The organism is Donghicola sp. XS_ASV15, from assembly GCF_041224595.1.
GTDB lineage: Bacteria > Pseudomonadota > Alphaproteobacteria > Rhodobacterales > Rhodobacteraceae > Donghicola.
Genome location: NZ_JBGFGN010000162.1, coordinates 308,423 through 329,724, shown reverse-complemented (window position 1 = coordinate 329,724; position 21,302 = coordinate 308,423). Strand labels below are relative to the sequence as shown.

Sequence of the window (21,302 nt, the reverse complement as noted above, 5' to 3'; positions counted from 1 at the left end):
ATCGTTAAGCTATGAGAACAAAGAGGCAACAGGAACATTGAGCGAACGGAGCGTACAAAATGGCCCGCCAGATCAAACTGACCCTCGCGCGTAACGCAGACACTTTCATTCCCGATATGATCGGTGCGGCCTCGTTGATGGTCATGCTGGTCGGGGCGCTTCACTTGCCGATGTTCTTCTGATTGCCCATCCCGCGGTTCTCTGCCGACCGGACTTGCCGCCATGTCCCAATTTGCGGCCTGACTGCCCGTCTTGTTCTGCCAGCGCCTACTGGTTGAACCTTAGTCCGGTACGAACCGTCCTCTCCGCCGCCATCCTTGCCGGGATGCGCGGCGGTTTTTTTATGCGCACGCGGGCCAGGGCGCTCGTGCTTTCACTTTGGTGAAAATACTCTCGGGGGTGAATTGGTGCCCAAGCACCAAGAGGGGGCAGACAGCCCCCCTTTACACGTTCACCAATCATCAAAAACTTATACGGTCTGCGCCGCTTCGGCCTCGGCTACCGCTTCGCTCAACGCGTCCAAGGTCAGCATGATCGACGCATGGCGGTTCTTGTATTCTCGCGCGGGCAGCAAAGCTTCTAGCCCTTCGAACGGAGCGGTCGGTGCATCGGCGCCCTCGCGCAGCATCGCCTTCATCTCGTCACGGGCTTTGTTGATCTCGGCGCTCGTCCGGCCGATCGCGGCAGACCCGACAACACTGGCCGACGCTTGCCCCAAGGCGCAGGCTTTGACGTCTGCGGCGTAGCGGCTGACTTTGCCGTCCTCGACATCGACATCTACGGTGACGGTGGACCCGCAAAGGGGCGAGCGTTTCTTGACGCTGGCCTGAGGCGCGTCGAGCCGGCCTGTATGGGGAATCTCGGCTGCCAGCGCGAGAATACGCTGGGAATAGAGCTTCATCAGGTCGTTCTCGTTCGACATGCGTCCTCCGAGGCTTTCTCTTGGGGTCAGTTCCGCATAGATAGGCCTTGCACGACCGAAGCAAAAGGATTTTCCACATGACCTCCGCGGCATTTGATCCGGCAAGTTTGAAATACGACGATAAGGGGTTGATCCCCGCCATCGCGCAGGATGCCGAGACCCATGAGGTGTTGATGATGGCGTGGATGAACGCGGAGTCGGTGGCCAAGACACTGGAAACGGGCAAAGTGACCTACTGGTCGCGGTCCCGTCAGGCGTTCTGGGTCAAGGGCGAGACCAGCGGGCATCTGCAGACGTTGGTCGATTTCCGGTATGACTGCGATCAGGACTGCATTCTGGTAATGGTGCGTCAGGAAGGGCCTGCGTGTCACACAAACCGTCGCAGCTGTTTTTACACGGCTGTGCGCGAGGGTGAGACTGTCGAGTTGATGGACCCGATGGTCTGAGGGGGGCGCTGCCCCCATCCGCTGCGCGGATTCCCCCAGAGTATTTTCAGCAAAATGAAACTGGCGCGTTTGTCAGGGTCGCAATGTCCTGCGGGGTTTTTCCTTCGGCGCGGTAGAGGGCGATGGCACGGGCGTCATCGCGTTTGGCCAAGCGTTTGCCTTGCGCGTCGCGGATCAGGTCGTGGTGGTGGTAGTTCGGAACCGGTTTGTTCAGGAGGGCCTGTAGGATCACGTGGATCTGGGTGGCCTCAAACAGGTCGGAGCCCCGAGTGACGTGGGTGATGCCTTGGTCCGCGTCGTCGATGACGACTGACAGATGATAGGACGTGCCCATGTCACGGCGGGCGAGGACAATGTCGCCGAGGGTTTGATCGGCTTTGCTCAGATCAACGATGTGGGTGCCCGTGTGGACGGGGCCGATTTCGGTGAAGGTCAGAGTTTCGGTGCCGATGGTCGCGACGGCCTTGGCCATGTCGAGGCGCAGGGTTTCGCCATCGGGCATGTGGGCTGGTTTTGGTTTGGTACGGCAGGTGCCTGGATAGATTAGGCCGTCGGGGCCGTGGGTGGGAACGCCCTCTTGGGGAGCTGACATGGCGGCTTCGATATCGCGGCGTTTGCAGGTGCAGGGATAGAGCAGGTCCATGTCCCACAGGGTTTGCAGCGCGGCGCGGTAGGAGGGCATGCGATCTGACTGGCGCATGACGGGCGTGGGCCATGAGAGGCCGAGCCATGTCAGATCGTCGTAAATCTGCGCCTCCCACTCGGGGCGGGCGCGGGATTGGTCAATGTCTTCGATCCGCAGCAGGAATTCGCCGCCAAGTGATTGGGCGAGATGCGCCGCCGTCAGGGCCGAAAAGGCGTGCCCCAAATGCAGGGGCCCTGTGGGCGACGGCGCAAATCGTGTTCGCATTAGCTTTGGCTGGTAAGCCATTGTTGCCACATCTCTTTGGCGCGGTCGGTGTAGCCTTTGTACCGGACTTTACGGCCCTTGCGGCCACCGCGCACGTCTTCCAGAGGCTGGAAGAGGCCAAAGTTCACGTTCATCGGCTGGAAGGTTTTCGCATCCGCGCCGCCGGTGATGTGGTTCACGAGGCTGCCCATCGCGGTTTCCAGCGGGACTTCGGGGATGTCCTGACCGAGGATCTCGGCGGCGGCGAAACGACCGGCCAGCAGACCCATCGCTGCGGATTCAACGTAGCCTTCGACGCCGGTGATTTGGCCTGCGAAGCGCACATTCGGGCGCGCCTTCATCCGCAGGCGGCTGTCCAGCAGGGTCGGCGAGTTGATAAAGGTGTTCCGGTGGATGCCGCCAAGGCGGGCAAAGCTGGCGTTCTCCAAACCGGGGATCATGCGGAAAACCTCGGTCTGCGCGCCGTATTTCATCTTGGTCTGGAAGCCGACGATGTTGAACAGCGTGCCAAGGGCGTTGTCGCGGCGCAGCTGGACAACGGCGTAGGCCTTTTCTTCGGGCTTGTGCGGGTTGGTCAGGCCGACGGGCTTCATCGGGCCGTGGCGCAGGGTCTCGCGGCCGCGTTCGGCCATCACCTCGATCGGCAGGCAGCCGTCGAAGTAACCTGCGGTCTCGCCCTCGTGGAATTCGGTTTTGTCTGCGGCCAGAAGCGCGTCGATAAAGGCCTCGTACTGCTCTTTGTTCATGGGGCAGTTGAGGTAGGCGGTGCGCTCTTCTTCGGTTTCGCCCTTGTCATAGCGGGACTGCATCCACGCTTGGGACATATCGATGCTGTCCGCATAGACGATGGGCGCGATCGCATCGAAGAAGGCCAGATGGTCCTGCGCGGTGGCGGCCTGGATCGACTGACCCAGCGCGGTGCTGGTCAGGGGGCCAGTGGCGATGATCCAGTTGCCTTCCGTGGGCAGCTCGGTGATCTCTTCTTCGGAGACGCTGACATTGGGCAGGGCGCGCAGGGTTTGCGTGACCGTTTCGGCAAAGGGATCGCGGTCTACGGCCAGCGCACCACCCGCTGGAATGCGGTGCTTGTCGGCAGTGGTCATGATGATCCCGTTCGCCGCGCGCATTTCCCAATGCAGCAGGCCCACGGCGTTCTGTTCGTCATCGTCTGAACGGAAGGAGTTCGAGCACACCATCTCGGCCAGATTGCCGGTCTGGTGGGCAAAGGTTTCGACCTTGGGGCGCATCTCGTGGATGACCACGTAAACGCCCATGTTCGCGGCCTGCCAGGCGGCCTCGGAGCCGGCCATTCCGCCGCCGATGATATGCAATGTCTTGTCCATGACGCGCGATCTAGGGCTTTCGCGCGCGTTTGGAAAGGGGAAAGGCGGTTCGTAAAATGCCCGGACGTCACTTCTGGCAGGGCTTGCTGTTTGGGTTTCGCGCGCCATTGTGGGATGCGCAAGACGGGAGGGGCAAATGGAACTGAAGATGGATGTGGCCGCGTTGGAGGCCTTTCTGGCGCGAGACTTTCCGCAGGTGGGCGACATGTTCACCATTCTGGAGGTCGGCGCAGGCACGCTTAAGGTGCGCTTGAACGTCAAAGAAGAGCATCTACGGCCCGGTGGCACGGTGTCTGGACCCACCATGTTCGCGCTGGCGGATGTGGGCATCTATCTGGCGGTTCTGGCGGTGATCGGGCCGGTCGGCCTTGCTGTGACGACCAACTGTTCGATTGATTTCATGCGCAAACCGGTGGCGGGTGTCGATCTGGTGGCGGAATGCCGCATTTTGAAGCTGGGGCGCGTGTTGGCGGTGGGCGACGTTCTGATCTATTCCGAGGGGGATGCACGGCCTGTGGCGCGGGCGAGCATGACCTATTCCATCCCGCCAAGTGGCTGAACATTGGATTTTGAGTATTTGGTGCAAAAAGAAGCCCGAGGATGGCGTAAAATATGGGGTATTTTGATACCTATTTTTTAAGCCATTGTTTTATAAGGGTTTTGATCACTTAAGGGCGCTTGACTGGGGTTCGAAGGGCTGTATAAGACGCCAATCCGAATTCGGGTGAGGCTGAGGCCGCACTCGGCTCGACCTTAATTTAATGAAACCCAGGATATCCTGACCATGAAAACCTTCTCTGCAAAGCCTGCAGACATCGAGAAGAAATGGATCCTGATCGACGCTGAAGGCGTCGTTCTGGGCCGTCTTGCGTCGATCGTCGCAACGCGTCTGCGCGGCAAGCACAAGCCGTCCTTCACGCCTCACATGGATTGCGGTGACAACGTCATCATCATCAATGCTGAGAAAATCCAGATGACCGGCAAGAAGCGCGAAGAGCGTTTCTACTGGCACACTGGCCACCCCGGCGGCATCAAGTCGCGCACCAAGCAGGAAATCCTGGACGGCGCGCACCCCGAGCGTGTGGTTCAGAAAGCTGTTCAGCGTATGCTGCCCGGCAACCGCCTGTCGCGCCAGCTGATGACCAACCTGCGCGTTTACGCGGGTACTGAACACCCCCACGAAGCTCAGGCACCTGAAGTCGTTGACGTCAAAGTGCTGAACTCCAAGAACACGAGGACTGCGAAATAATGGCCGATCAAGTCAACTCGCTCGAAGAACTCGGCGCCGTTGCAGGTGACGTCGCAGCAATCGAGATCGACGCACCCCGTGAGCCCGTCCGTGACGAGCTGGGTCGTTCCTACGCCACCGGCAAGCGTAAAGACGCTGTTGCCCGTGTTTGGATCAAGCCCGGTTCCGGTAAAGTGACCGTCAACGGTCGCGAACTGAACGTGTACTTTGCACGTCCCGTTCTGCAGATGATCCTGCGTCAGCCTTTCGAGGTTGCCGGCGTTGAAGATCAGTTCGACGTTTACGCCACCGTCAAAGGCGGCGGTCTGTCGGGCCAAGCTGGTGCGGTCAAGCACGGCATCTCCAAAGCTCTGCAGCTGTACGATCCCTCGCTGCGTGGCGCGCTGAAAGCCGCTGGCTTCCTGACCCGCGACAGCCGCGTTGTTGAACGTAAGAAGTTCGGCCGTCGTAAGGCACGTCGTAGCTTCCAGTTCTCGAAGCGCTAATTCGGAGCTTCCGAAGACGATTTTGGCAGGCGCGTGCTTTCGTACGCGCCTGTTTCCGTTTTCAAGGGGCGGGAAGCTGGACAAGAGGCATGTTTCGGGCGCAACGCATTCGCGGCTCAAGGCAAGGCCAGCGCTGGCGCGGCGGTTCTGGATGAAGTGCGTTGAATGACCTCGGAAAGGCTCTGCTCGGAAGTCGCATTTTAAGAATGCGCCAGTAGAAAGCGTGCGGCCAGAGAGCGCTGTGGGGCAGAGGTCATCGCTCTCGGTTCACCTAAGACTGTGAAGATTGGGAACACCGATTGTCCGAGATTTGACTCTCGTCGGACCCTTCGACTGAGCAGCTCATTGGGGGTTGCCGAGCGTTCCCAAAGCCGTGAATGCGCCAGAACATTGCGCATATGCTCAAGGTTGGCGGGATTTTTGCGGGATGATTTGCGTAAATAGCGATTTACGATCTTTGCCACAAATTGGCTGTGGAACGAAAAAGGTGCCCTCTGGCAGACGAGAGCACCTTGATATCTTCTGCATACGGGCGAAATTTCCCTGCAGGCGTGGCCGATTGGGCCGATCAGTGAGCGGTGGCCAGGCGGTAGAGGCCGGTCTTGCGTTGCGGTGCGTGCTCGATAAAGCCTTGATCCAGAAGCCGTTTCAGCGTGCGGTGGTAAGTCGCGTGCTTCATGGCGCGGACGGTATTGTGCGATCGGATCGACTCCGAATGAACATCGGCATCGATCTTGGACTCGGCGATCATGTGGAAGGCATAGAGAATATCCTTCTCGTTTTGCGACATATCGTCGAGCCCCATGTCTTGCTCGAGTTGGTAAAGAAGTTCGCGCATCGCTGCGAGCTGCTTGTATCCGCTATGCATTTGAATACCCTTAGACTGTATAACACGAAAGAAATGGTGTGATTTCAATCTAGGGGAAGGCAGGTCGAGCTGTCCAGCCACATTCTCGCCACATTGCGACCATACTTGCCCAGATTGTCCCTTATTTTATTGGGTATTGTAATTACAGATTACATTAAAGCGGATCGCTTTGAGGGCATTGGCATGCGCGTGATTGCGATATTGCAGGGTGAGATCGGCTTACTTGTTGCGAATTTTCAGGATGCACCCACGAACGTCGCTATTCGCCCTATGGTTGCTTTGTCTCGCAGGCATAAACCAAAGAAAGCACTAAAATATCGTTAGCGGAGTTCCGGTAAGCCCCGTTTTCAGGAAAATTTTTCAAGAAAATTTCTATGGAAATGCTATTTTTTTGCCCGCGGGACGCACAGCCAGAGAATTAGTCGTTCGAAATCAGTCCGAGACCACGCAAGTAGATACCGATTCCCGCTTCGAGAAGATCTTCGGGAGAGTAAGGGGACCTTGTCCCGGGTGTGCCCCGCGCAAAGAGTTCGACCACGCCATGGCTCATGGCCCAGATGTGGGCCGAGAACATGTTTGCCGGTGGGCGCTTGTCTGCTGGAATGCGCTCGCTGAGAACGGTGGCCGCTTGCTCGAGGATTTTGTTTGCACCGGACGCCGCTTCGGCCAGTTCTGGCGATCTATTGACCGAGATGCCGGACTCGAACATTGCAACGTAATGACCAGGGTACTTTCGGGCAAAGGCGAGGTAGGCGCGTCCTGTGGCCTCAAAGGCAGAAAGCGCACTGGGTTGGCCTTTGTTGTATGCAAATTCCATCACATCGGAGAAGATCAAATAGCCTTGGCGCGCGGCTTCGGCGATCAGGTCTTCGCGCCCTTGGAAATGGCGGTAGACAGCAGCGGGGGTCACACCTGCGAGCTTTGCAGCCTCTGACAGCGTAAAGCCCGTGGGGCCCTTGTCGCGCACCAATTCGAGTGCGGCATCGACCAAAGCCTGCCGCAGGTTGCCGTGATGGTATCCGCGTTTAGACATGGAGCAGGTCCGGTCCACCGACAATGTTCGGATCAGGGGATGCGACCACATCATGGTCTTTGCGGTCGTATTCCAATCCTGACAGAAGCAGGCGGATCACTTCGATACGGGCGCGGCGCTTGTCATCGCTGCGAACCACGTGCCAAGGGCTCAGTTTGGCATGGCTGCGCAGCAGGGTTTCTTGGATCGCCTCGGAATAGGCATCCCAGCGTTTCAAACCTTCGACATCGATCCAGCTGAGCTTCCATTGCTTCAGGGGGTCCTGTTCGCGGTCAAGGAAGCGGCGCAGTTGCTCGGCGCGCCCAACGTTGAGCCAGACCTTGATGACATGAACACCTTCGTCGACCAGCATTTCCTCAAACGGCAGCACCTGACGGAAGAAATGTTCGCGCTGCACCTCGTCGCAAAAGCCAAAGACCTTTTCCACCACGCCGCGGTTGTACCAACTGCGGTCGAACAGAACGATCTCTCCGCCCGAGGGCAGTTGTTCAATATAGCGCTGGAAGTACCACTGGGTCGCCTCGGTTTCCGAAGGCTTGGACAGGGCAACCACACGGCAGCCACGTGGATTCAGGTTTTCGCGGATGCGCTTGATGGTGCCGCCCTTGCCAGCCGCATCGCGCCCTTCGAAGACGATGGCGATCCGGGCGCCTGTGTCCTTGACCCAGTGCTGCAGCTTGACCAGTTCGACCTGCAGGGCGTGAAGCGTGTCCTCGTAGGTGCTCTTGTCGAGCCGGCTGTCATAGGGGTAGGCGCCTAGGATGTCTTTCTTGCCCGCATTCTCGATCGCGGCACAGAGATCGGCTGCGGCCTCGGATTCGTAGAATTCGGAAATCGCACCGTCGAAGGGCAAGTTCATAGGGGCACCTCTTTTTCCACCTTTATGGGCGGTTAGGGCGTTGGGTGCAATCCGGCGCGGGCGGCGGCGCGGTCAATCGCCGCGATGACATCATCTTGGGCGACATGGTGGGGCATGTGGCCGATACCGGGCAGGAGGACCAGATTGGCATTCGGAATCTGGCGGGACAGGGGGATCGCATGGATGGCGGGCGGAACAGTGTCATCTGCCTCACCGTGCAGGATTTCCACGGGCATGGGGAGATCGGAATAGAGCGGGACCATCTGCGCCAGTTGCGGCTTCAGGCTACTGACCTGACGGGCATTGGCCCGCAGACTGTCGCGGCGCAGGGCGAGATCAGCGCCAAGGTATTCGGCGTAGCCTGCGGGTGCGGACTGCGGTGCAAAGACACCATCCACCATAGAATTCAGGGTTTCGGTGCTGAGAAGGGCAGAGACCAGAGGCACCGCGATCCGCCCGCCAAGGCTGCTGTTCGGCACGGAATAGCTGACACCGAGCCCGCCAGGCCACGGATTGGACGCACCAGAAAGAACGACCAGCGCTGCCGTGTCTTGGGGGCGTTCAAGCGCCCACGCCAATGCCACCGCGCCACCAAAGCTGTGGCCAAGGACGACAGGCTCCGCGACGCCGATCTTGTCGGCGGCCAATTGCAACATGCGGGCTTGTTCGCGCACGGGCTCTGCGCCGTTATTCGCAGCAGTATCATACGTGGGATCGGCACGGTCGGTGTAACCCATGCCGGGGCGGTCAAACGCGATCACGCGGTAGCGGTCGGTCAGGCGATCCACTAGGCTGTAGGTAAAGTCACGCAGGTTGCCGCTGGCGCCGTGGATCAGCACCAGATCAGGGCCAGACCCTTTGACAAAGGCATGGACGCGGCGCCCATCGTCCAGCTCAATAAAGTCCCCCAACGGTGGCGTGTTCGCTTCGGCGACGGATTCACGCTCTGACGCGCGGCGGTCAATCACCGCGCAGCCCGCAACCGCTGTTAATCCAGCAATGGCAATAACCTTAATGGCCAATTTTTTCCAACTCATAGGGCGTCGTCTGATAAATCTGGTTTATCCAATTCCCATATAGAAGGTGCGCGTGACTTCTCCAGCGATTGAGCGGCTTTTTCGACGGATCGTCATCGGGATAATAGTTTTCCGGCACGTTGATCGGTTTGCCCGCTTCGGCGTCGCGATCGTATTCCTCTTTCAACGTGTTGTCATCGTATTCAAAGTGATTGAACACGTAGAGCGCGCGATGCTTGGGGTCCTCGACCAGACAGGGGCCTGACGCGTCGCTGGCGATCAGAGTCGTCAGATCCTGATGCTGGTCCAGATCGGTCTGGCGGATTTCTGTCCAGCGGCTAACCGGCACGAGCACGTCATCCGAGAACCCGCGCAGATAAGGCGAAGCAGGCGCAAGATTGCGGTGGCGGAAGCAGCCAAAGGATTTCGCGTCCAAGAGGTGTTTGGGGACGCCGTGGAAGTAGTTGATCATCGCCATACCACCCCAGCACACGCCAAAGGTCGAATGCACGTGCCCTTGGGTCCAGTCAAAGACCTGACACAGCTCTTCCCAATAGGTCACGTCATTGAAATCCAGATGCTCGATGGGCGCGCCGGTGATGATCAGACCGTCAAACTTCTCGCCACTCGCTTTCACCTCTTCGAAGGGGCGATAGAAGCTTTCCATATGTTCGGCGGCGGTGTTCTTGGTCTGATGCTCGCTCATGCGGATGAGCGTGAATTCGATCTGCAGAGGGGTCGCACCGATCAGGCGGGCGAACTGGTTCTCTGTCTGGATCTTCTTCGGCATCAGGTTCAGAAGCGCGATCTTGATCGGTCGGATGTCCTGACGGGCTGCCTGATCGTCTGCCATGACCATAACACCCTCTTTGGAGAGGACGTCATAGGCGGGCAGGTCAGAGGGCAGCTTGATAGGCATTGGAAGATTTCCGCTTTATTGGATAGGCATCCTAGATAGTCTTAAGTAACGGCAGACTCAAGCCTGCCGTTTAATCGCTTTTGCGATCAAAGCATCGAAATCTGCGGGCGTTTTGACCTGCATGACTTCTTCGGCCTTGATGGTGACTCCCCATTTGGCCATCGCCGCATAGCGCGGCTGACGGTGGGCCAGCGCCTGCGCATAGGTCCAGCGCACAAAGGCGTCGGGGTTCACCTGTTCCTGTGTTTGCCCGTTGGTTTCCAGATACTCGGCCCATTTGGCTGTCAGGAACTCGGGCATGTAATACATGGGCTTTGGCGCGCGGTCGAAGCGGCGGCAGAGCTCTGCGGTGTGGGCATCGCTGCCTTCGATCCAGATTAGCAGGGTCTCTTCGGACAGGGCTTTCAGGACCGGATCGTCAGGATCGTTCGGGGCAACGACCTCGCAAATGGAACCGCCGCTGTCACAGATGAAGTTGTCGTAGCCATAGAGAGCCTTGGCCCGCTCGCAGAAATAGGGCGTGTCTAGCAGGGCCGCGATCTCGGCGGTGCGGTGCTGGTCCTGACGGCGGCGATATTCGGCAAAGGGCAGGCCGCCCTGATCGGGGTTGCCTGGTTTGCCCAGGTAGGTCGACAACGGCGCCAGATTTTCAAAGGTGATGTTCGACCCTATAAAAATCGAGTCTGACATCAAGAGTTCGCGCAGGGTCGGGTGCTGCATCGCCAGACGTTTGTATTCGTCGGTGATGTATTCGCCCATGTACCGCGTGCCGATCCGGTAATCGATCGAGTAGTGAAACCAGCCCGCATCTTGCCGCAGCATATTGGCCAGAAAGGTTTTCCCCAAACCGGACATTCCGAACAGGGTGATGCGTTTGGAGGCGGCGGTCAGCCAGCTGTCGGCGGTGGGATACAACATGGAAAAGGCCTGAATTAAGTGCGTTCGTGATGTGTTACCGCCCCTTCAAGGTGTGGTCAAACGGGCGCTGCGCGATGCACAAAAAGAAACGCCCCACACGAAAAGTGCAGGGCGTTTTGATTGAACCGCTCTCTGGGTCAGAAGCTATAGGACAGCTTGATACCAGCACCGAAAGCCGTGTTGCCTTCGAAATCAGCGCGGGTTGCGCCGCGGGCATAGGCTTTGGCATCGCCGACCTGACGCCAGCTTGCGCCGCCGGAAATCTCGAAACCGTTGTCAAAGGTATACGCGCCACCAATGGTCAAGGCGTTGAACCCGTTGGTCGGTGCCAGTGGCGAGACTTCTTCATCACCGGCGGCCTCGTGCGAGAACGCAGCCAATGCCGAGAAGTTTGGCGAGAAGCGACGGCCGACGCCGATGGTATAGGTGACGGTGTCGTCAAGGCTGACCAATTCTGCATCCAAAAGGTCGGCGTAGACGCTGAAGACGGAATGTTCGACCCAACGGATCGACCCGAAGAGCAGGGTATCCTTCGCGATACCGGACTGAACATCAAGGTTCCACGACTTGGGCGTTTTCACATCAAGCGAACCGCTGCTGGTCGTGGTCGAACTTGCCACAACGCCCACTCCGGGGACCACAACGTCCAAAGGCAGTGTCTCTTCGACGTCCATCTTGTGGGTGATCTCAGAGTTGAACGACAGAGCGACGCGCAAGGCAATGTCGGGAATTTCATAGGCCGCGCCAACGGTGTAGCCGGTGCCGACCGCGTCTTTGAGCTCGATATTATAGCCCGACGCGCCTGACGACAGAACGCCACCGGGACCTGCGGGCGGGGGCGGAAGAACCTGAAGGGTGCCGCCATACGTGGTGCCGTCCAAAGTGATGTCACCCGAAGCTGTCTGACGACGCAAGCCGCCAAAAACGCTGGCATTGCTGTTCACCTGGTATTTCAGCAGGAAAGTCTGAGCGTTGACTTCTGCGAAAGCTTTGGTGCCGCCAAGTTCGGTTGTCGCACTGTCGCCGCCATAATCGATGTCCGCGCCAAAGGGCTGGTCCATGATGATGCCAAAGGACAAGCGGTCATTGATGTCGATTTTGGCGCGCAGTTCTTTCTGGGCGAAATCGTTAGCCACGTTGTCATAGCTGTAGCCGGTGGACTTGCCTTCGCCGCTCACACTTGGCCGGACAGAGCCAAAGCCGAGCTCAACGTAATTGCCCTTTTTGTACAGGACGCTGCTAGATTGATTGGTGCGTTCGATCCCGCCTGCGGCCACAGAAGTGCCCAGAACGGCGATCATCGCACTACCGAGTAGTGTTCTTTTCATGGATCCTCATCCCTCTTACCTTCTCCCCAAGGTGAAACTCAGCCTACGAGTCCTTGAGGCGATGGGTCAATCTTTGCCCTTACGTTAATGTGATCACTTTGGCCGTAACGTCACATTATTTTATGGCGCGTGTCTCTTTGCGAATATTTGCATAGTTTGCAGTTATGATGATCAACGCACCTAACGCAACGTAAAGATCGAGGGCTTCTGAATACAGAAGGGCGCCTAAGGCTGCAATCAGGGGTAGCCGAAGGAAATCGATAGGCATCACAATGGATGCAGGCGCGAGCGAAAGAGCGGTGGTGAGGCAAAAATGGGCAGTCACACCACAGATTGCGATCAACGTGACCAGAGGCATGTTGGCGGCCGTTGGAAGCGCAATATCCATGTCCCAACCCGCGCAAATCAGGCCAAAAATGCATTGCATACCTGTTAGCCAAAACATGATCGATGTGATTTTCTCAGTTCGCGTCAAAAGCCGCGTGGTGACCGCAGACGCGGCAAAGCCGATGGCCGCAAGTGCCGGGGTGATCTGTGCCCATCCCATCGCGGATGTGCCCGGCCGTGTGATAATCAAAATACCGATAAACCCAGCCAGACCCGCGAGTAGTCTACTGGGCGTGAGGCGCTCTTTGAGGATGATGGCGGACAGGAACAAAGCCCAGAGTGGTGCACTAAATTCGATCGCAAAGACCTGCGCGAGCGGGACCACAGTGATCGCGTAGAACCACAAATTCTGGGCTGTGAAGTGGCAGATGTTCCGAATAGTATGCAGGGGCAACCTTTCAGTTTGAATATCGCCTTTTGTGCCAGAAACCGTAGCGAAAACGAGCACAATCACGAAGCCGATGAGACTGCGGTAAAACATGATCTCGAAGGTATCGAGGTTTGTGCTGACTTCGCGGCCCGCAATCGCCATGGCCGAAAATGACAGGATAGCGCCGCTCATCCAGAGGCTGCCGCGAAGAACCGGTGACACGCAAAGTGCTCCTATAAGTTGGGGCATGTGTCAGGCATCTTTGCGTGCGGCGCGCGAAAGTAAACCCTCGATCCTGTGCATCAATGCAAGAAACTACCACCGAGCTGAGGGGTCAGCCCGACAAGTTCTGCGCCACTCCACACGGCGGCGCGCCCAACGTTAAACCACAAGGCCAACGCTTCGCGCACAACGAGCCGCGCGCTCATCTCTGCACCGTCCGGACGGAAGCTGGTGCTTTTACACAGTCCGGCGGGTGGATGACCGGCCCAAGCAAAACTGAGCCACGCCCGCCACAGATGATAGCCGTCACTGACTAAGATGATACGCTCTTGGCCTTCCAGCATCGATACCGAGTTTCGGGCGTTCTGCAGCGTGGATCTGGAGTCGTCTTCGACGCTGATCGCAGCCAGAGGAACGCCAGCCTCTGCCGTGCGCTCGGCCATTTGAATCGCGGCCGCCACATGCACCCTGTTTTCCGACACGCCGCCGGTCATGTGAAGGTTGGGAGCAATTCCCCGCTCGAACAGATCGATACCGGCATCGGTCCGCAAGGCCGTGTCGGGACCGATCTTTCCTTTGGACCCCAGACTTCCGCTCAGAACCACGATCGTATCGTAGTGGCTACGACTGGGCATCACGTCAGCGCAGTTGCGGGTCAGCAGTGCCGAGCCGAGTGCGGTGAACAGCCCGACGAGGGCACAATACGTGATCAGGCTAAGTAGGCGTCGAAACATTCGTTATGAAAAGAGGTCAGCTATCCAAAAGTCAAAGAAGATTACTTGTAAAATGGATCAGGATTGTGACCAAAACCTATTAAATACGGGCAAGAAAAAGCCCGCTCTCGCGAAAGAGTGGGCCATAGGTTTGTTAGTCAGGCTTTGCGGCCTCGTAGAGACAGCTTTTGGTCGAGCCCTAGCTATTGCGCAGGTGTGGCCAACGATGCCGTGCGCGGTGTGCCGCAAGCAGACCGGATCTCTTCACTGATCATCTCGCTGAATTTAACCGAACCGGGATCGTTGAAGTGTCCGTTGTCGGCAAAATCCTCGTCGGAAAAGGCGTCAATCGGCGGATAGATGAACTCCGCGCCAATTTCGGCTGCTAGGTCGCCGACAAAGAGATTGAACCGATCCTGCAGCGGCCAAGTGTCCCCGTCATAAACAAAGGGCAGCCAGCCATAAATGCGGGTCGGATCGGTCAACTTTGCCCGGTTCAGGATCTGCGCGATGAACACCGTTTTAATGTCCCGCGAATCGTTGATGGCTTTGATGGAACGCACATTGCGTTCTGCCACGCGAAACAGATCATCGTCGGCTGTCACGTCCTTGCCCACGGTGCCCTGAGCCTGCGGAAACGGTAGTTCGTTTCGCATGAAGTAGGCCGCCAACAGGTTTAAAGTCGGAGAGGGCGAGCCCAGACTAAAGCGGATTTTCTGTGCCCCGTATTGGGACAACAGGTGAAAGTTCGCATAGCCGTTGTCCAGCTTGTCAAAACCGTAGTCGCGGATGTCGTTCCAGCCCATGTAGTAGACAGCACAGAACGGCTCTGTTCCAGCGCGATCCTCGTAGAAGGTCGTCTGAACCACATGCTCGCTGCTGGAATAGCCGGGAACGCCGTTATTCGAGACCGAATATTCGGGGATCAGGGTGTCCAGTTGGCTGACCCAAGTCGCAGCATCGCTGGTGACGCCAAGGTCATAGGTCGAGGACCCGCCAAACACAGCGACGTGTGGTTTTGCCGGATCAAAGGGTAGCTCATTGTTCCGCAGATGGTTCGCATTATGCGACACGGTCGGCGCGCTGTAATTCGCCACGGGCAGCGAGGCCAGAAGCGGGTGGAACTGAAAGCGGTTTCCCTCCTCGACGGGGAAGGTTGTGTCCATTCGCGTGGGGACGCCAGCCATCGCCAAGGCGAGAGGAATGTACCCCACAGCCAGTTCGACAAATAGAAACACCGACAGAACGGCGGACACCATATGCCAGCTTTTGAACGATGCCAGCAGAGCGAGCCCTGCCAGCACCATCAGGTAGACCTGCGCGTAGAACAGAACCTGTTCTCCGATTCCGACAAGTCGGAGCAGCATCATCACCAGAACAACAAAAGCGAGCATCAAAGCGATGAAGGAGCCGATGAACCCTTTGTACTGGTTCTCTTTCTCACTCCCCCAAGTCTTCTCAATCCAGCTCATAACGCTCCTCGTAGTTCTCTTTGAGCGCGGGGTCCTGTTCATCCTTCACAAGGAAGTAATTGCCGACCGCCAGAACATCGAGCTCTGTCCCCATGAAGCATTTGAACGCATCGGTCGGGGTACAGATGATCGGCTCGCCGCGGACGTTGAACGAGGTGTTTACGACCAGAGGGCAACCGGTCTTGTCGTAGAACTTTGAAATCACCGCGTGGTAGCGCGGGTTCGTATCCTCGTGCACCGTTTGGATGCGCGCCGAATAGTCGACGTGGGTGATTGCCGGAACCGATGAACGGGGCACGTTCAGCTTTTCGATCCCAAAAAGCGCGTCCTCTTCGGCGGTCATTTTGCGACGCTTGCTTTCCTGAACATCGGCCACGAGCAGCATGTAAGGGCTGTCGCTGTCGTGTTCGAACCATTCACCAACATGCTCTCGCAGAACGCTGGGGGCAAAGGGGCGGAAGCTCTCGCGATACTTCACCTTGAGGTTCAGCTGCTTTTGCATGACCGGTGAGCGCGGGTCTGCGATGATGCTGCGGCCGCCCAAGGCGCGTGGACCGAATTCCATACGGCCCTGCATCCAGCCAATCGCCTTCTCGTTGGCCAAAGCCGACGCAACGCTTTCGATCAGGCCGTCATCATCCATCTTGTGGAACTTTGCACCGCACGCGAGCAGTTCGTGCTCGATCTCGAAATCTTCGAAGTCCGGTCCCAGATAGGCCCCGCGCATTGCGTCGCGGTCATTGGACAGCTTCCGCTCTGTCGCGTGGTCCTGATACCAGACCGCCAGAGCAGCACCGAGCGCACCACCGGCATCACCGGCTGCAGGCTGAATCCAGATGTTTTCAAAAATCTTCTCGCGCAGCAGAATACCGTTCGCCACGCAGTTCAGTGCCACGCCGCCTGCCAGACAGAGGTTCTTTTCCCCAGTTTCCTTGGCGATTCCACGAGCGATCTCGAGGACGATGTCTTCGGTCACTTTCTGGACCGAAGCTGCCAGATCCATCTCGCGCTGGGTGAGTTCGGTTTCCGATGTGCGGGGCGGCCCGCCAAAAAGATCGTCGAACTTCTTGTTGGTCATCGTCAGACCAGTCGCGTAGTCGAAATAGCTCATGTCCAGCTGGAAGCTGCCATCCTCCGCCACGAGAATCAGGTTCTCACGGATCAGGTCGGCGTATTTGGGCTCGCCATACGGGGCGAGGCCCATCACTTTATATTCACCGGAATTCACCTTGAAACCGGTGTAATACGTGAAAGCGGAATACAGCAGACCCAACGAATGCGGGAAATGAATTTCCTTGAGCACCTTGAGGTCTTTGCCCTTGCCAATTGCCAAAGAGGTCGTGGTCCATTCTCCCACCCCGTCCAGAGTGAGCACAGCCGCACTCTCGAAGGGCGAAGGGTAGAATGCACTGGCAGCGTGGGACAAATGGTGTTCCGAAAACAGGATCCGGTCACGCCATTTAATGTCCTTGCCCAGAGTTTCTTCCAACTCTTTGGTCAGCATGGACTTTTGGAAAAGTTTTTCCTTGATCCACAGCGGCATCGACGTCCTGAAGCTTTTGAAACCTTTGGGTGCAAACGCCAAGTAGGTTTCCAGCAGGCGCTCGAACTTTACAAAAGGCTTTTCGTAAAAGACGACGTTGTCGATGCTCTTTCCGGTGATGCCCGCTTCTTGCAGGCAGTATTTGATGGCTTCGTGTGGGAAGCCGGGATCGTGCTTCTTGCGTGTGAAGCGTTCTTCTTGAGCTGCTGCGATGATAACGCCATCTTTCAGCAGGCAGGCCGCGCTATCGTGGTAAAACGCGGAAATACCCAAAATGTACATGGTTCAATTCCAATGGAATTAGAAGAGTGTGTAGATAAACGGAGCGACAACAGAACCCTGCGCAAGAATAAGCAGGCCGCCCAGAATAAACATGATGCTAATAATCGGAATGAGCCAAAGTTTCTTTTTGGCTCCAAGAAATGTGAAAAGTTCTCCGATGAATTCCATTTCAATTCCTAACCTTGTAAATCGTATCTCGTAAGTTTTAGAATTGGTTCTTGAACGAACCTGCGGCGGTCGCTTCTTCACGGACCTTCCAATGAGAGCCGGTGCGTTTGAGCTTCAGGCCCAATTCGTCACGGCCGACAGCCTTCATGACGAGACTAACAGGTGTGAAGAGGCCGAAATAGATGATACCGAGAACAATCGGGCTAACGATCATGCCAAGGACAAGCCCGAAGGCCATCCAGCCCTTGTTCAAGGGGAGGAGCAGGTCTGCCTTGATCATTGTGACCAGCAGGAACACTGCTGCAACGATCAAACTCAGGTATCCGAGCGCGGCAGAACCTGTAGTGAATAGGCGCCAAGCAATAACCAAAAACACAAAAGTGAAAAAGAAACCGAACTTCCGGTTCGATGGTAATTCTACGTCAGGGAGTTTCACGGGTAATCCTCAGAGTAAAAATCGTTAAAGCAATTGTTAATTCGGACTGGCGTTCCGAAGGGAAGGTTTTGTAAAAAGCACTCGTCAAAAGTTGCGCGATGCCTTCGTGCGTATTCATATTTCCATCGGTATGCGCCCAAGCTGTAATCAGGACCGTGCCGATGGAAGCAGTTATTCAATGTGTTTGCGGTGATTTCAACATGTTTTGCGCAAGGTGCGAACATATGTCGGCTTCGCGTCGCGCGGAATAGTTTAGTTTTGATATTTATTTACAAACGACGGTAAGGTGTAGCGCAAAAGGTGCTTTGTAAACATGTAGGCCGATCCGCAATTTCATCTCTTTTTCCTGCTTTCTCGTCCTCCTTTTGCAGAAATACTAGTTCATGATGAAAGTAAATTTATCAATTTGAATCTGGATATATCGAGCCGAGAAAGTGCTAAAATTTGTACCGACGTGATACTTCTTTGCCGCGAAAAGAATTCTCGGGGCTAAGCGGCCTTCCTACAGAGAATCTGTCCCCTGCAACCGGCCTTGTTGCGCTAATTGGACGCCAAGATGATCCGCCCCTTTCCCCGCAAGCTTCAGGCGACGGCTTGGATCTCGGCCCTTCCCAGGGCCGAGCAGCGGTTCATGATGGCGATGCGGATTTGGATTTCTGCGGTCTGACGATCAGGGTCACGTGACAAGATCCGGTCGCTGAAAAGCTTGAGGCGATTCATCCACTGGCCGGCAGGGCATTGCGCGAAGCCAATGTCCCGAGAGGCTGTGCTTCGACGCGACTTCGGGCGTGATAGCCGGCCCATTTCTTCCAGATGGACCGACCCAGACATCGTGTCGCTCGCAGGATCTCGTTTCGAGATCTCGCGGCGGGGCAATCGGGTTTCCAGGCGCGCCCGTTACGTCGGATCGGGATGATCGGGTCGGCTCCATGCTCGAGGATCGCGGCATGGCAGCGGCGCGTGTCATAGGCGCTATCGGCGGTGACGGTTTCGATTTCTTCGCCCGCCGGGATCTGCACCAGGAGCTCCGGCAGGACCGGGCTGTCGCCCTGCCTGCTCGAGGTGAACTCGACCGCGCGAATGTCGCCCGTTGTGGTATCCATCGCCAGATGCACCTTGCGCCATTCGCGTCTGCGCGTCGCGCCATGCTTGCGCGAGAGCCATTCGCCGTCGCCGCGAAAACGAATGCCGGTGCTGTCGATCAGGAGATTCATAGGCTGACTGGAGCGCCGATACGGGATCTGCACCTGCATCCGAGCCTGACGTCGGCACAACGTCGAATAGTCAGGTACGGGCCAGTCGAGCTCGGCCATCTCGATAAGACTTGCGACCAGACTGACGGTCTGCCGAAGCGGCAGGCCGAACAGGACTTTCAGCGTGAGACAGGTCTGAACCGCGCTGTCGGAGAAGGTTTGAGGGTGACCACGCTTGCCACTTCGGCCTGCTTTCCAAGGCATTGCCGGATCGAACCAGATGGATAGCGATCCTCGCCGTTTCAGGGAGGCGCTATAGTCGGACCAGTTCGTCGTGCGGTAGCGGGTGTTGGCAGGTTTGGGCATACTATCCATCAGGATTCCCGAGATGAATCCCTCTCACCGATATGTGCAACAAGCCCCCTGCAACCTTAGATCCCGTTTCAGAGCTTGCTGAGTCAGCGACTTGAGGGGGGTGGTTGCAGCACCTGTTCATAAGAGCGCAAAGAAAAAGCCGCCCGGCTCGGGGCGGCTTGGAATTGGGTTATTCCCACTCGATGGTGCCCGGAGGCTTCGAGGTGATGTCGTAGGTGCACCGGTTGATGCCCTTGACCTCGTTGATGATCCGCGTGGCGGTTTCGCCGAGGAATTCGTGGGTGAAGGGGTAGTAATCCGCCGTCATCCCATCGACCGAGGTCACGGCGCGCAGGGCGCATGCGTAGTCGTAGGTGCGGCCATCGCCCATAACACCAACGGTGCGGACAGGAAGGATCGCCACGAATGCCTGCCAGATGTCATCGTACAGACCGTGCTTGCGGATCTGGTCGATGTAGACCGCATCGGCCTTGCGCAGGATCTCCAGCTTCTCGCGGGTGATCTCGCCAGGGCAGCGGATCGCGAGACCCGGCCCAGGGAAGGGGTGACGACCGATGAAGCTGGCGGGCAGACCCAGTTCGCGGCCAAGGGCGCGGACTTCGTCTTTGAACAGCTCGCGCAGGGGCTCGACCAGTTTCAGGCCCATCTTTTCCGGCAGACCGCCCACGTTGTGGTGCGACTTGATGGTGACCGAGGGACCGCCAGAGAACGAGACCGACTCGATCACGTCGGGATACAGAGTGCCTTGGGCAAGGAACTCGGCACCTTCGATGGTGTCGGCGTGCTTTTGGAACACGTCGATGAAGAGCTTGCCGATGGTCTTGCGCTTGACCTCGGGGTCAGACACGCCTTCGAGCGCGCCGATGAACAGGTCAGCTTCGTCCGCGTGAATCAGCTTGATGTTGTAGTTGTCGCGGAACATCGCCACGACTTCTTCGGCTTCGTTCAGACGCAGCAGGCCGTGGTCCACGAATACACAGGTCAGCTGGTCGCCGATCGCTTCGTGCAGCAGGATCGCGGTGACCGAGCTGTCAACGCCGCCCGACAGACCACAGATGACCTGCTTGTCGCCAACCTGCTCGCGGATGGCTTTGATCGCTTCTTCTCGGTAGGCGGCCATGGTCCAGTCACCGGTGAAACCCGCTTTGCGAACAAAGTTCTCGAGCATGATTTTGCCGTTCGGGGTGTGGTGCACCTCGGGGTGGAATTGCACAGCGTAGAACTGGCGATCCTCGTCGGCGACCATGGCATACGGCGCGTTGGGCGAGGTTGCGACAATCTCGAAACCGGGGGCGATCTTGGTGACGCGGTCCCCGTGGCTCATCCAGACTTGTTCTTTGTTCTCTTGGGTAAAGAGACCGGCAAAGATGCCGTCCAGCTTGTGGCCTTCGGCGGGGGTCACAAAGGCACGGCCATATTCGGCGTGGTGGCCGCCTTCGACCTTGCCACCCAGCTGCTCCATCATGACCTGTTGGCCATAGCAGATACCAAAGATGGGCAGGCCCATCTCGAACAGTTCCTGAGGGGCGCGGGGGCTGCCGTCACGGGTGACGCTGTCAGGGCCGCCAGACAGGATGACGGCCTTGGGTGCGAGCTCGCGGATGCTGTCCGCGGTCACGTTCTGGTAGGGGCGAATTTCGCAGTAGACGTTCAGCTCGCGCAGGCGGCGCGCAATCAGCTGCGTGACCTGAGAGCCAAAGTCGATGATGAGGAGGGCTTCATGCTGTGTCATGGCCACCCATTAGGGCGAGATCACATTTTAGGCAAGGGGAAGCAGAGCGGGTTGTGATAGTGTTTTGGTAGGTTCACCTTCACTAAATGTCGCTTTCGCGACGGAGAGGACGC

The 21,302-nt window shown here is 57.4% G+C and carries 22 protein-coding genes and 1 pseudogene; 5 read left to right on the top strand and 18 right to left on the bottom strand.

The window, feature by feature from the left end:
- Positions 1-59: 59 nt before the first annotated feature.
- Positions 60-182, top strand: coding sequence for a hypothetical protein (locus AB9K37_RS18015; RefSeq protein ID WP_276326945.1), 123 nt, complete (start codon positions 60-62; stop codon positions 180-182).
- A 287-nt stretch (positions 183-469) separates the two neighbouring features.
- On the opposite strand, the gene AB9K37_RS18010 is transcribed toward AB9K37_RS18015, so the two are convergent.
- Positions 470-922: an iron-sulfur cluster assembly scaffold protein gene (locus AB9K37_RS18010; protein ID WP_369841352.1), complete on the bottom strand. Its 453-nt coding sequence runs from the start codon at positions 920-922 to the stop codon at positions 470-472.
- A gap of 77 nt (positions 923-999) precedes the next feature.
- On the opposite strand from AB9K37_RS18010, the gene hisI reads away from it, so the two are divergent.
- The gene (hisI, locus tag AB9K37_RS18005) at positions 1,000-1,368 is read left to right on the top strand and encodes a phosphoribosyl-AMP cyclohydrolase (protein WP_369841349.1); all 369 of its coding nucleotides are present in this window, start codon (positions 1,000-1,002) and stop codon (positions 1,366-1,368) included.
- A 46-nt stretch (positions 1,369-1,414) separates the two neighbouring features.
- Here hisI and gluQRS read toward each other — a convergent pair whose 3' ends face one another.
- Positions 1,415-2,278 (bottom strand): tRNA glutamyl-Q(34) synthetase GluQRS, encoded by an 864-nt coding sequence (gene gluQRS / locus AB9K37_RS18000; protein ID WP_369841347.1) that lies wholly within the window; start codon positions 2,276-2,278, stop codon positions 1,415-1,417.
- On the bottom strand, positions 2,278-3,621 hold the full coding sequence (gene trmFO, locus AB9K37_RS17995; protein ID WP_369841345.1) for a methylenetetrahydrofolate--tRNA-(uracil(54)-C(5))-methyltransferase (FADH(2)-oxidizing) TrmFO: 1,344 nt from the start codon (positions 3,619-3,621) through the stop codon (positions 2,278-2,280). Before trmFO ends, gluQRS begins: the two co-directional genes overlap by 1 nt.
- 136 nt (positions 3,622-3,757) lie before the next feature.
- On the opposite strand from trmFO, the gene AB9K37_RS17990 reads away from it, so the two are divergent.
- The 3 genes from AB9K37_RS17990 to rpsI all read left to right on the top strand — a co-directional run bounded on the left by AB9K37_RS17990 (position 3,758) and on the right by rpsI (position 5,355).
- Complete coding sequence (locus AB9K37_RS17990) at positions 3,758-4,180, top strand: PaaI family thioesterase (protein ID WP_369841342.1); 423 nt, start codon at positions 3,758-3,760, stop codon at positions 4,178-4,180.
- Between the two features lie 225 nt (positions 4,181-4,405).
- A complete protein-coding gene (rplM, locus tag AB9K37_RS17985) occupies positions 4,406-4,870 on the top strand; it encodes a 50S ribosomal protein L13 (RefSeq protein ID WP_293707716.1) in 465 nt (154 codons plus the stop codon).
- Positions 4,870-5,355: a 30S ribosomal protein S9 gene (gene rpsI / locus AB9K37_RS17980; protein WP_072706526.1), complete on the top strand. Its 486-nt coding sequence runs from the start codon at positions 4,870-4,872 to the stop codon at positions 5,353-5,355. The genes rplM and rpsI overlap by 1 nt, the downstream gene beginning before the upstream one ends.
- Positions 5,356-5,923: 568 nt before the next feature.
- Here the strand turns inward: rpsI and AB9K37_RS17975 are convergent.
- From AB9K37_RS17975 to guaA, 15 genes and pseudogenes are all read right to left on the bottom strand, one after another.
- Complete coding sequence (locus AB9K37_RS17975; RefSeq protein WP_369841338.1) at positions 5,924-6,223, bottom strand: MarR family transcriptional regulator; 300 nt, start codon at positions 6,221-6,223, stop codon at positions 5,924-5,926.
- Between the two features lie 418 nt (positions 6,224-6,641).
- On the bottom strand, positions 6,642-7,256 hold the full coding sequence (locus tag AB9K37_RS17970; protein WP_369841336.1) for a TetR/AcrR family transcriptional regulator: 615 nt from the start codon (positions 7,254-7,256) through the stop codon (positions 6,642-6,644).
- Complete coding sequence (ppk2, locus tag AB9K37_RS17965) at positions 7,249-8,115, bottom strand: polyphosphate kinase 2 (RefSeq protein WP_369841334.1); 867 nt, start codon at positions 8,113-8,115, stop codon at positions 7,249-7,251. The genes AB9K37_RS17970 and ppk2 overlap by 8 nt, the downstream gene beginning before the upstream one ends.
- Positions 8,116-8,147: 32 nt before the next feature.
- Complete coding sequence (locus tag AB9K37_RS17960) at positions 8,148-9,152, bottom strand: alpha/beta fold hydrolase (RefSeq protein ID WP_369841331.1); 1,005 nt, start codon at positions 9,150-9,152, stop codon at positions 8,148-8,150.
- On the bottom strand, positions 9,127-10,050 hold the full coding sequence (metA, locus tag AB9K37_RS17955; RefSeq protein WP_369841328.1) for a homoserine O-succinyltransferase: 924 nt from the start codon (positions 10,048-10,050) through the stop codon (positions 9,127-9,129). The genes AB9K37_RS17960 and metA overlap by 26 nt, the downstream gene beginning before the upstream one ends.
- A 57-nt stretch (positions 10,051-10,107) precedes the next feature.
- Positions 10,108-10,968 (bottom strand): ATPase, encoded by an 861-nt coding sequence (locus AB9K37_RS17950; protein WP_369841326.1) that lies wholly within the window; start codon positions 10,966-10,968, stop codon positions 10,108-10,110.
- Positions 10,969-11,105: 137 nt separating this feature from the next.
- Positions 11,106-12,296, bottom strand: coding sequence for an OmpP1/FadL family transporter (locus AB9K37_RS17945; RefSeq protein ID WP_369841323.1), 1,191 nt, complete (start codon positions 12,294-12,296; stop codon positions 11,106-11,108).
- Positions 12,297-12,411: 115 nt separating this feature from the next.
- Positions 12,412-13,302, bottom strand: coding sequence for a DMT family transporter (locus AB9K37_RS17940; protein WP_369841320.1), 891 nt, complete (start codon positions 13,300-13,302; stop codon positions 12,412-12,414).
- Positions 13,303-13,355: 53 nt separating this feature from the next.
- Complete coding sequence (locus AB9K37_RS17935) at positions 13,356-14,009, bottom strand: YdcF family protein (RefSeq protein WP_369841318.1); 654 nt, start codon at positions 14,007-14,009, stop codon at positions 13,356-13,358.
- Between the two features lie 182 nt (positions 14,010-14,191).
- Complete coding sequence (locus AB9K37_RS17930; protein WP_369841315.1) at positions 14,192-15,460, bottom strand: hypothetical protein; 1,269 nt, start codon at positions 15,458-15,460, stop codon at positions 14,192-14,194.
- Positions 15,447-17,285 carry a carbamoyltransferase gene (locus AB9K37_RS17925; RefSeq protein ID WP_369841312.1) on the bottom strand — a complete coding sequence of 613 codons (1,839 nt, stop codon included), beginning with the start codon at positions 17,283-17,285 and terminating at the stop codon, positions 15,447-15,449. Before AB9K37_RS17925 ends, AB9K37_RS17930 begins: the two co-directional genes overlap by 14 nt.
- 18 nt (positions 17,286-17,303) lie before the next feature.
- Complete coding sequence (locus AB9K37_RS17920) at positions 17,304-17,453, bottom strand: DUF5989 family protein (RefSeq protein ID WP_369841310.1); 150 nt, start codon at positions 17,451-17,453, stop codon at positions 17,304-17,306.
- A gap of 37 nt (positions 17,454-17,490) precedes the next feature.
- A complete protein-coding gene (locus AB9K37_RS17915) occupies positions 17,491-17,889 on the bottom strand; it encodes an SxtJ family membrane protein (protein ID WP_369841307.1) in 399 nt (132 codons plus the stop codon).
- Between the two features lie 582 nt (positions 17,890-18,471).
- A pseudogene (locus AB9K37_RS17910) lies at positions 18,472-19,448 on the bottom strand (IS5 family transposase).
- A 178-nt stretch (positions 19,449-19,626) separates the two neighbouring features.
- On the bottom strand, positions 19,627-21,189 hold the full coding sequence (gene guaA, locus AB9K37_RS17905) for a glutamine-hydrolyzing GMP synthase (RefSeq protein WP_369841304.1): 1,563 nt from the start codon (positions 21,187-21,189) through the stop codon (positions 19,627-19,629).
- Positions 21,190-21,302 lie beyond the last annotated feature (113 nt).